This window comes from Inquilinus sp. YAF38, assembly GCF_052113205.1.
GTDB lineage: Bacteria > Pseudomonadota > Alphaproteobacteria > DSM-16000 > Inquilinaceae > Inquilinus.
Map to the genome: position 1 here is coordinate 33,422 of NZ_JBFRCU010000065.1, position 9,874 is coordinate 43,295.

The following is a 9,874-nucleotide window of genomic DNA, read 5'->3' on the forward strand; positions in this document are numbered from 1 at the left end:
GATGCTGGTCTCCCTGTTCGATCAGCGGTGGAAGTTGGGGGCGACGAAGGGCAGGGCGACGACCGTCGCCGGATGCGCCTTGTCGCGGATCAGGAGGGTGAGTGGGGTGCCGGGCGCGGCGAAGCCGGCCTCGACGTATCCCATGGCGACCGGGCCGGCGATCGAGGGACCGTAGCCGCCCGAGGTGACCCGGCCGATCTCGCGGCCGTCGGCCGCCAGGATCGGCGTGCCCTCCCGCGCCGGCGCACGGCCGTCCGGCTTGACGCCGACCCGCTTCCGCGCCGGGCCTTCGGCCAACTGCTTCAGGATGCGCTCGGCACCGGGGAAGTTGGCCTCGGCGCGGCGGCGCTTGCCGAGGGTCCAGGACAGGCCGGCCTCGACCGGAGTCGTTGTGGTGTCGATGTCGTGGCCGTAGAGGCACAGGCCCGCCTCGAGCCGCAGCGAATCGCGGGCGCCCAGGCCGATCGGCGCCACCTCGGGCTCCGAGAGCAGCAGGCGGGCGATGCGCTCCGCCTCCTCGGCCGGGACCGAGATCTCGAACCCGTCCTCGCCGGTGTAGCCGGATCGGCTGATCATGCATTCGACCCGGTCGAGGGCGAAGGTGCCGGTTTCCATGAAGGCCAGGTCATCGGCGCCGAAGGCGTGGCGGGCCAGCACCGCGGCCGCCTTCGGCCCCTGCAGCGCGATCAGGGCACGGTCGTCCAGCCGGGTAAGCTTGGCGCGGCCGGCCAGCTTTGCCGCGATATGGGCGAAATCGGCGTCCTTGCAGGCGGCATTGACCACCAGGAACAGCCGTGCCGGGTCGGGCGTGCGGGTGACCATCAGGTCGTCGAGGATGCCGCCGTCGTCGTTCAGCAGCAGGGAGTAGCGGATGCGGCCCGGCGCCAGGGCGGCGATGTCGCCCGGCAGCAGCGTCTCGATCAGCGCCGCCGCGTCCTCGCCCGGCGCGGCCTCCAGCCAGGCCTGGCCCATATGGCTGACGTCGAACAGCCCGGCCTCGGCGCGGGTGTGCAGATGTTCCTTGAGGACGCCGGCCGGGTACTGCACCGGCATCTCGTAGCCGGCGAAGGGGACCATCTTGCCGCCGAGCTCCACGTGAAGGTCGTAGAGCGGCGTGCGCAGCAGGGGGGTATCGGTCACGGTGTCCCGGTCCTCGCAGACAAAAGGTGGGCGTGCGGGACGATTCCCGCGCGCCACCCCCTCTGTCTGGGACCTGAGAGAATCGCCGGGAACCCTGTCCGGCTTACCCCATCGGTGAGACAGCGGCGGACGCCACTGCCTGCTCTCCAGAGTGCCTCACCCTGACGGTCCTTTGGCCTGAGAGTTTCCGGGGCGTTTGCTCCTTCGGCGCCGGTTCCGCGGTCACGCGGTTCCAGTCTCTCCCGCCAGGGTCGTAGGCCGTATCAATGCGCTGGCCGGACACTCGTCCGGCGCGCCGAAAAAGTCAATCCGCGACCTTTATCGTTCCGTCATCGTCACCGGCGCCGTCACTGCGGCGGGCCGCTCGTGCTCGGATCGCGCGGGTCGGGCACCACCGGGGCGATGGTGCGGCGGCCGGCGGCCTGGGCGGCGGCGCCGGGCGTCCGCGGATCGTTGCGGTGCTTGTTGAACTCGAGCTGCTGCGGCGTCAGCTGGAAGCCGATCATCACCTTGTACGAGCCGCCCTCGGCCGGGCTGGAGACCGGGATCACCTGCTCCAGCGGCTCCTGGATCGTCTCGCGCGGGGTGACCTGCAGCCGGGGCACCGGGATCTTCACGTCGAAGGTGGCCTTGTTCAGGATCCGGTCCTGGGCGTCGGTGACCGCGACGAAATACTGCACCGGGACGTCCTTCTCCAGCCAGGCGGCCGGGCCGCGCCAGGCGGTGAACTCGACGTTCACGTCCATGGTCACGGCGTTGTCGCCATAGGTGCAGTCGCCGCGGGTGTTGGTGATCCGGGCCTCGACCAGCACGTCCTTCGGATTGGTGCTGTTGTTGCGCACCAGGTCGTAGACCGCGGCCTCCTGCGGGATCACAATCTGCGGGCAGCGCAGCCCGGCCCGCTGCGCCGCATTCTCGCCACCACAGGCTGATAGTCCTGCCAGCAGCAAGAGGGAGGTGCCGGCCCAGAGTCGTCTCGACCCGAGACCCCCTGAGACGCCGTACCGCGCTTTTCTTGGGAGAGCACCTATATTAGGGTCGCGACGCAACAGTTCGGCGGGCATCGCCCTCTCCTTCAACAACGGGTTCAGGACCATAGGAAATGGCACAGGCTGGCACAAGCGCAGGCGCGGATGCGCGGGACGCGCTGCCGTCCTTGACGGTGATGCTGGCCTCGCCGCGCGGGTTCTGCGCCGGCGTCGACCGCGCCATCCAGATCGTCGAGCGGGCGATCGAGAAATACGGCGCCCCGGTCTATGTCCGGCACGAGATCGTGCACAACCGCTTCGTGGTCGAGACGCTGGAGGCCAAGGGCGCGATCTTCGTCGAGGAGCTGGACGAGGTGCCGAACGACGCGCCGGTCGTGTTCTCCGCCCATGGCGTGCCGAAATCGGTGCCGGCGGAGGCGGAGCGGCGCAAGCTCCTCTATCTCGACGCCACCTGCCCGCTGGTCAGCAAGGTGCATCGCGAGGCCGAGCGGCACTACCGCACCGGCCACACCGTGATCCTGATCGGCCATGCCGGCCACCCGGAGGTGATCGGCACCATGGGCCAGCTGCCGCCCGGCGCGGTGCGGCTGGTCGAATCGGTCGACGACGTGGCGACGCTGGAGGTCGACGATGCCGAGAACCTCGCCTTCGCCACCCAGACCACGCTGTCGCTGGACGACACGGTCGCGATCGTCGACGCGCTGAAGGCCAGGTTCCCGACCATCTCGGCACCGAACAAGCAGGACATCTGCTACGCCACCACCAATCGGCAGGAGGCGATCAAGGTGATCGCCCCGCATTGCGACGCGGTGCTGGTGATCGGAGCGCCGAACTCCTCCAACTCGGTGCGGCTGGTCGAGGTGGCGCGCCGGGCCGGCTGCGACAAAGCGATGCTGGTGCAGCGCGCGGCGGATCTCGACTGGTCCTGGTTCGACGGCATCGCGACGCTCGGCATCACCGCCGGCGCCTCGGCGCCCGAGGTGCTGGTCGAGGAGGTGATGGGCGAGCTGCACAAGCGCTACGCCGTCACCATCCAGTCCGAGCCGACCACGGTCGAGACCATCACCTTCAAGCTGCCGCGCGAGCTCAGCCCCGCCTGATCATGCCGAAAGATGGACATCTGAGTCCGCAACGTCTGCGGACGCCCGAGGCGTTGGTCGAGGCCGGTCTGGCCGGGCATGAGCGGCTCCCGGAGCTGCACGCCGTGGCGGCGCGCTACGCCATCGCGGTGACGCCGGCGATGGCGGATCTGGTCGACCCCGCCGATCCGCACGACCCGATCGCGCGGCAATTCGTGCCCGACGCGGCCGAGCTGGAGACCCGGCCCGAGGAACTGGCCGACCCGATCGGCGACGGCGCCCACAGCCCGATCCCGGGGCTGGTCCACCGCTATCCGGACCGGGTGCTGCTGAAGCTGCTGCACGCCTGCCCGGTCTATTGCCGCTTCTGCTTCCGGCGCGAGATGGTCGGGCCGGGCGGCGAGGCGATGGGCGAGGCCGATGTCGCGGCCGCGATCGACTACATCCGCGCCCGGCCACAGGTGTGGGAGGCGATCCTGACCGGCGGCGACCCGTTGATGCTGGCGCCGCGCCGCCTGGCCGATGTGGTGGCGCGGCTCGACGCCATCCCGCATCTTGGCGTGGTCCGGCTGCACAGCCGGGTGCCGGTGGTGGAGCCGGAGCGGGTGACGCCCGAGCTGGTGGCGGCGCTCAAGGCGCAGGACAGCGCCGTCTGGCTCGCCATCCACAGCAACCATCCGCGCGAGCTGACCCCGGCGGCGCGCGATGCGATCCGCCGCCTGGCCGATGCCGGCGTGGCCCTGGTGTCGCAGACCGTGCTGCTGCGCGGCGTCAACGACGACCCGGCGGTGCTGGAGCAGCTGTTCCGCGATTTCGTGCGGCTGCGGATCAAGCCCTACTACCTGCATCACGGCGACCTCGCCCCCGGCACGGCGCAGTTCCGCACCGGCATCGAGGATGGCCGCCGGGTGATGAAGGCGCTGCGCGGCCGGCTGTCCGGCCTGGCCCAGCCGACCTATGTGCTCGACATCCCGGGCGGCCGCGGCAAGGTGCCGGTCGGGCCGGGCTACCTCGACGGCTCCGACGCCGAAGGCTGGACCGTCGAGGACCCGACCGGCAACCGCCACGCCTATCCGCCGAAGGGCTGACGCCGAAGCGCCGGGGGTTGCGTGCAAGTTCTCCTGATCTGAGATATCCTGGGATATCTTCGGTGATGGATGGATTGACATGGCGCGGGCAACGGTCGGGAAATGGGGATGGAATCTTGCGATTCGGGTTCCCCATGACGTCGCGAAGGCTACCGGTCTGAGTGACGGAGAACGGGTCGAGATCGAGGCGCATGACGGCGATATCCTGATCCGCCGCCCCGCCGCGCATGCCCTGGCCGACGCCGAGGCGGCGGCCGAGGAAATCATCGCCGAGAGCGGGCATCATTCACTCGGCGACGCCACCATCCGGGAGCTGATCGAAGACGGTCGCCGCGGATGAGCATCGTCCTCGACGCGTCGATGGCTGTCGGCTGGCTGTTCGCCGATGAGCGGGCGGCTGAGTCCCGGCTGGTGCTGCGCCGCGTCGTCGCCGAAGGGGCTTTGGTGCCCTCGTTGTGGCGGCTGGAGGTGGCGAATGTGCTGCGCAACGCCGTTCGCCGTGGCCGATGCGATCCCGGCTACGCCGATCGCTGCCTGTCTCGCCTCTCCCGGCTTCCCATCTCCATCGATGGTGACACGGATGCACAGGCCTGGAGTGGGACGCGCCATCTGGCGATCGCTCATGACCTGACGCTGTACGATGCGGCCTATCTCGAGCTGGCCGTGCGTCGGGTACGACCGCTGGCAACCCGCGACAGGGATCTGGTCAAGGCTGCAACTGCGATCGGGCTGCAACTCCTGACCTGCTGACGCGGGGCAATCCCGGTCACTCCTGGCCGGTGATGGGGCGGAGCGACAGCAGCCGCCGGCGGACCGCCACGATGCCGCGGCTGAGCAGGACCAGCACCACGCCGATCGCCAGCCGCGCGGCGGTGGAGACGAAGCCGGCGAAATCGTCCGGCGTGATCGGTGGAATGGGGTAACCGTTCTCGGTCACGACGCGGTAGTACAGCGCGGCCTTGCCCCAATAGTAGAAGGCATCGGCGATCGCGGTCGCCACGAAGTACAGGCCGAGCGCCGCGATCGCGATCTCCTCGATGGCCCTGAGGTCGAGGCCGGTGCCCTGGCCGGGCGCGGCCGGTTCGACCAGCAGGCGATCGACGATCCGTCCCGCGCCCCAGAACATGACGATGCCGATCAGGGCCGCGATGGCCGGCGGCACGAGCGCCATGGTGACGACGTCGCGGGCGGTCATCGGCTCCTGGACGGGCAGGGAACGCGCCAGCAGGACCGGCAGATCGATCACGGCGGAGACGATGACGACCAGCCCGGCGATCTTGACCAGAAGGCGGGCGATGTCTCGCAGCGGCATGGCATGACCCCCCGGTTCAGCCCCGCAGGCAGCGTATCAGGAAGGCGCGGCCGTACTCCAGCCCGCCGGCCTCACTCCCCCGCCGACGGCGCGGCCTCGGGGGCCAAATGCGGCGCCATGGTGTTGGCCTGCGACCGGCGGCTGGCCAGCCACACCCGCAGCTTGTCGAGATACAGGTACACCACCGGCGTCGTGTACAGGGTCAGGGCCTGACTCAGGATCAGGCCGCCGACCATGGCGTAGCCCAGCGGCTGGCGCAGCTCCGACCCGGTGCCGGAGCCCAGCATCAGCGGCAGGCCGCCCAGCAGCGCCGCCATCGTCGTCATCATGATCGGGCGGAAGCGCATGAGGCAGGCTTGGCGGATCGCGTCGTACGGGGTGAGCCCCTGGTCGCGCTCGGCCTGGATGGCGAAGTCGACCATCATGATGCCGTTCTTCTTGACGATGCCGATCAAGAGGATGACGCCGATCAGCGCGATGACGCTGAAGTCGAAGCCGAACAGCATCAGCATCACCAGCGCGCCGGCGCCGGCCGAAGGCAGGGTCGACAGGATCGTCAGCGGGTGGATGTAGCTCTCATACAGCACGCCGAGGATGATGTAGATCACAATCAAGGCCGCGGCGACCAGGTAGGGCTCGCTGGCCAGCGAGGACTGGAAGGCCTGGGCGTTGCCCTGGAAGGCGCCGGTCAGCGAGGCGGGCACCCCCATCTCCTGCTCGGCCTGCTGGATCACCGTGACCGCATCGCCCAACGCGATGCCCGGCGCCAGATTGAAGCTCAGCGTCACCGCCGGGAACTGGCCCTGGTGGTTGATCGACAGGAAGGCCGTCGGCCGCGTGGTCCAATGCGCCAGCGCGCTGATCGGCACCTGCTCCCCGGTCAGCGGCGACTTGATGTAGATCCGGTCGATCGCCGAGGGCTTGTCCTGCAGCTGCGGCAGCACCTCCAGCACCACATGGTAGCTGTTGACCTGGGTGAAGTACTGCGCCGCCTGGCGCTGGCCGAAGGCGTCGTAGAGCGTGTCGTCGATCAGCTGCGGCTGGATGCCGTAGCGGGCGGCGGCGTCGCGGTCGATGTCCAGAGTCAGGGTGGTGCCGCCGGTCTGCTCGTCGGTGGCGACGTCGCGCAGCTGCGGCAGGGTCTTCAGCTTGTCGTAGATCCTGGGCGCCCACTGGTTCAGCTCGTCGATGTTGGCGTCCTGCAGCGTGTATTGGTACAGCGTGCGGGTCGCCCGGCCGCCGATGTTGATGTCCTGGGCCGGCTGCAGGAACAGCGCCGCGCCCTCGACCTTGGCCAGTTGCGGCCGCAGCCGGTCGATGATCTGACTGGCCGAGGCCTGGCGCTGGTCGCGCGGCTTCAGGGTGATGAACAGACGGCCGTTGTTCAGCGTCTGGCCGCCACTGGAGCCGAGCGCCATGGCGAGGGTGGCGACGTCCGGGTCGGCGGCGACGATCTTGCCGAGCTCCACCTGCTTGCGGCTCATCTCGGCGAAGGAGATGTCCTGCGCCGCCTCCGAGGTGCCGAGGATCAAGCCGGTGTCCTGCTGCGGGAAAAAGCCCTTGGGGATGATGACGAAGAGGTAGGCGGTGGCGGCGATGGTCGCCAGGAACACCATCAGCGTGATGCGGCGGTGCTTGAGTGCTGCGTCGAGTGACCGGCGGTAGCCCGCCAGCAGCAGGTCGAAGCCCCGCTCCGACAGCCGGTACAGGCGGCCGTGCTTGCCGGTGTCGTGCTTCATGAACTTCGCGCACATCACGGGGGTCAGCGTCAGTGACACGATCGCCGAGACCAGGATGGTCATGGACACGGTGACGGCGAATTCCCGGAACACCCGGCCGACGATGCCGCCCATCAGCAAGAGCGGGATGAACACGGCGACCAGCGACAGGCTGATCGAGAAGATGGTGAAGCCGATCTCGCCGGCGCCCTTCAGCGCCGCCTGCACCGGCGACAGCCCCGCCTCGATGTGGCGGTGGATGTTCTCCAGCATGACGATGGCGTCGTCGACGACGAAGCCGACCGCGATGCTGAGGCCCATCAGCGACAGGTTGTCCAGGCTGTAGCCGAAGGCGTACATCAGCGCCAGCGTGCCGACCAGCGCCAGCGGCACGGTCACGCTTGGGATCGCCGTGGCCCAGAAGTTGCGCAGGAACACGAAGATCACCATCACCACCAGGCAGATGGTCAGCAGCAGGGTGAACTGCACGTCGCTGACCGAGGCGCGGATGGTGGTGGTGCGGTCGCTGAGGATATCGACCTTGACCGCGGGCGGGATCGCCGCCTGCAGCTGCGGCAGCAGCGCCTTCACATGGTCGACCACGTCGATGACGTTGGCGCCGGGCTGCTTGAACACGATCAGCAGCACCGCGCGCTGGCCGCCGGACCAGGCCGCCAGCTTGGTGTTCTCCGGCCCCTCGACCGCCTGGCCGATGTCGCGGATGCGGACCGGCGCGCCGTTCTTGTAGGCGATGATGACGTCGTTCCAGGGCTCGGCCTTCAGCTCCTGGTCGTTGTCGTAGATGGTGAAGGTCCGCGTCGCGCCGTCGATGCTGCCCTTCGGGCTGTCGGCGGTGGCGTCGGCGATGACGCCACGCACATCCTCCAGCCCGATGCCCAGCGCCGCCAGCTTCTGCGGGTCGACCTGCACCCGCACCGATGGCTTCTGCTGGCCGCCGATGCTGACCTGGGCGACGCCCGGCACCTGGCTGATGTTCTGGCTCAGCACGTTCTCGGCGTAATCGTCGACCGCGGTCAGCGGCAGCGTGTCGGACCGGGCCGCGATCACCAGAATGGGCGCGTCGGCCGGGTTGACCTTGCGGTAGGTCGGCGGCGACGGCAGGTCCTTCGGCAGCTGGCCGCCGGCGGCGTTGATCGCGGTCTGCACGTCGCCCGCCGCCGCGTCAATGTTGCGGTCGAGGTCGAATTGCAGCGTGATCGAGCTGTTGCCGAGCGTGCTGCTGGAGGTCATCTGCGACACGCCGGGGATTTCGGCGAACTGCCGCTCCAGTGGTGCCGTCACCGACGAGGCCATGGTGGTCGGGTCGGCGCCGGGCAGCTGGGCCGAGATCTGGATGGTCGGAAAGTCCACCTGCGGCAGCGGCGCCACCGGCAGCAGCGGATAGGCGACCAGGCCGACCAGCAGCACCCCGGCCATGAGCAGCGAGGTGGCGATCGGCTTGCGGATGAAGGGGGCCGAGATGCTCATGGTCAGGCGCTCGGCTGGCTGGGGGTGGCGCCGGTTTGACGAGTCTGCACCCGGCTGCCCGGCTGCAGCCGGTACTGGCCGGCGGTGACGACGCTGGCGCCGGCGTCGAGCCCGGTCTCGACCACGGCGGTGCCGTCGGTGATCTGGCCGATGCCGACCGGCCGCAGCTCGACCGTGCCGTCCGGCTTCACGGCGTAGACATAGAGCCCGTCCGGTCCGCGCTGGATCGCGGTGGAGGGCACGGTGACCACGTTCTGCTCGGTGCGCAGCAGCAGCCGGACATCGACGAACTGGCCGGGCCACAGCTGGTCGGTCTTGTTCGGGAAGGTCGCCTTCAGCCGGATCGTGCCGGTGGCCTGGTCGATCTGGTTGTCGACCAGTTGCAGCGTGCCCTGGTCCAGCGGCTTGTCGTCGCCGCGGGTGTCGGCGAAGACCGTGAGCGGGCCCTTGGCCATCGCCGCCGAGATCTCCGGCAGGTTCTCCTCCGGCAGGGTGAAGATCGCCGTGATCGGGTGCAGCTGGGTGATCACCACCAGGCCAGTCGTGTCGGTGGCGTGGACGATGTTGCCCTGGTCGAGCAGGCGGATGCCGGTGCGGCCGTTCAGCGGCGAGGTGATGGTGGTGTAGCTGAGCTGGGTGGCGGCGTTGTCGATCGTCGCCTGGTCGCCCTCGATCTGCGCCTGCAACTGCGCGATCAGCGCCTTCTGGGTGTCGACGCTCTGCGCCGTCGCGTATTGATGCAGGTTCTGGAAGCGCGTCAGGTCGAGCTGGGCGTTGGCCAGCTGGGCCTCGTCCTTGGCCTTGGTCGCCTTGGCCTGGTCAAGCGCCGCCTGGAACGGCCGCGGGTCGATCTGCGCCAGCACCTGGCCGGCATTCACATGCTGGCCTTCCTGGAAGGACACGGTCTGCAGCTCGCCGTCGACCCGGCTCTTCACCGTCACCGTGTTCAGCGCCTGAATGGTGCCGAGGCCGGTGAGATAGACCGGGACGTCGCGACGCTGCGCCGCCGCCGCCTCGACCGGCACCGCCGGCGGCGCGGCGGCTTCGGGCGCGGCCGAGG

General features: G+C 69.3%; 9 protein-coding genes and 2 riboswitches. Of the genes, 4 read left to right on the forward strand and 5 right to left on the reverse strand.

Annotated elements, in window-relative coordinates; genetic code table 11:
- Window positions 1–21: 21 nt before the first annotated feature.
- A complete protein-coding gene (gene gcvT / locus AB4Z01_RS24905) occupies window positions 22–1,140 on the reverse strand; it encodes a glycine cleavage system aminomethyltransferase GcvT (RefSeq protein WP_441698546.1) in 1,119 nt (372 codons plus the stop codon).
- Between the two features lie 58 nt (window positions 1,141–1,198).
- A riboswitch (glycine riboswitch) is annotated at window positions 1,199–1,294 on the reverse strand.
- Between the two features lies 1 nt (window position 1,295).
- Window positions 1,296–1,395, reverse strand: a riboswitch (glycine riboswitch).
- A gap of 92 nt (window positions 1,396–1,487) precedes the next feature.
- A complete protein-coding gene (locus AB4Z01_RS24910; RefSeq protein ID WP_441698547.1) occupies window positions 1,488–2,090 on the reverse strand; it encodes a hypothetical protein in 603 nt (200 codons plus the stop codon).
- A 152-nt stretch (window positions 2,091–2,242) separates the two neighbouring features.
- On the opposite strand from AB4Z01_RS24910, the gene ispH reads away from it, so the two are divergent.
- The 4 genes from ispH to AB4Z01_RS24930 all read left to right on the forward strand — a co-directional run bounded on the left by ispH (window position 2,243) and on the right by AB4Z01_RS24930 (window position 5,046).
- A complete protein-coding gene (ispH, locus tag AB4Z01_RS24915) occupies window positions 2,243–3,229 on the forward strand; it encodes a 4-hydroxy-3-methylbut-2-enyl diphosphate reductase (RefSeq protein WP_441698548.1) in 987 nt (328 codons plus the stop codon).
- Window positions 3,230–3,231: 2 nt separating this feature from the next.
- Window positions 3,232–4,296, forward strand: a complete 1,065-nt coding sequence (locus AB4Z01_RS24920; RefSeq protein WP_441698549.1) for a lysine-2,3-aminomutase-like protein — start codon at window positions 3,232–3,234, stop codon at window positions 4,294–4,296.
- 79 nt (window positions 4,297–4,375) lie between these two features.
- Complete coding sequence (locus tag AB4Z01_RS24925) at window positions 4,376–4,636, forward strand: AbrB/MazE/SpoVT family DNA-binding domain-containing protein (protein WP_441698550.1); 261 nt, start codon at window positions 4,376–4,378, stop codon at window positions 4,634–4,636.
- Entirely contained in the window at window positions 4,633–5,046 is a 414-nt protein-coding gene (locus tag AB4Z01_RS24930) for a type II toxin-antitoxin system VapC family toxin (protein WP_441698551.1), read from the forward strand. Before AB4Z01_RS24925 ends, AB4Z01_RS24930 begins: the two co-directional genes overlap by 4 nt.
- 16 nt (window positions 5,047–5,062) lie before the next feature.
- Here the strand turns inward: AB4Z01_RS24930 and AB4Z01_RS24935 are convergent, their stop codons facing one another.
- From AB4Z01_RS24935 to AB4Z01_RS24945, 3 genes are all read right to left on the reverse strand, one after another.
- Window positions 5,063–5,608: a hypothetical protein gene (locus AB4Z01_RS24935; RefSeq protein WP_441698552.1), complete on the reverse strand. Its 546-nt coding sequence runs from the start codon at window positions 5,606–5,608 to the stop codon at window positions 5,063–5,065.
- Between the two features lie 71 nt (window positions 5,609–5,679).
- Window positions 5,680–8,814, reverse strand: coding sequence for a multidrug efflux RND transporter permease subunit (locus tag AB4Z01_RS24940; RefSeq protein WP_441698553.1), 3,135 nt, complete (start codon window positions 8,812–8,814; stop codon window positions 5,680–5,682).
- Window positions 8,815–8,816: 2 nt separating this feature from the next.
- Window positions 8,817–9,874, reverse strand: a 1,058-nt coding sequence (locus AB4Z01_RS24945; protein WP_441698554.1) for an efflux RND transporter periplasmic adaptor subunit, incomplete at its 5' end; no start/stop codon positions are given.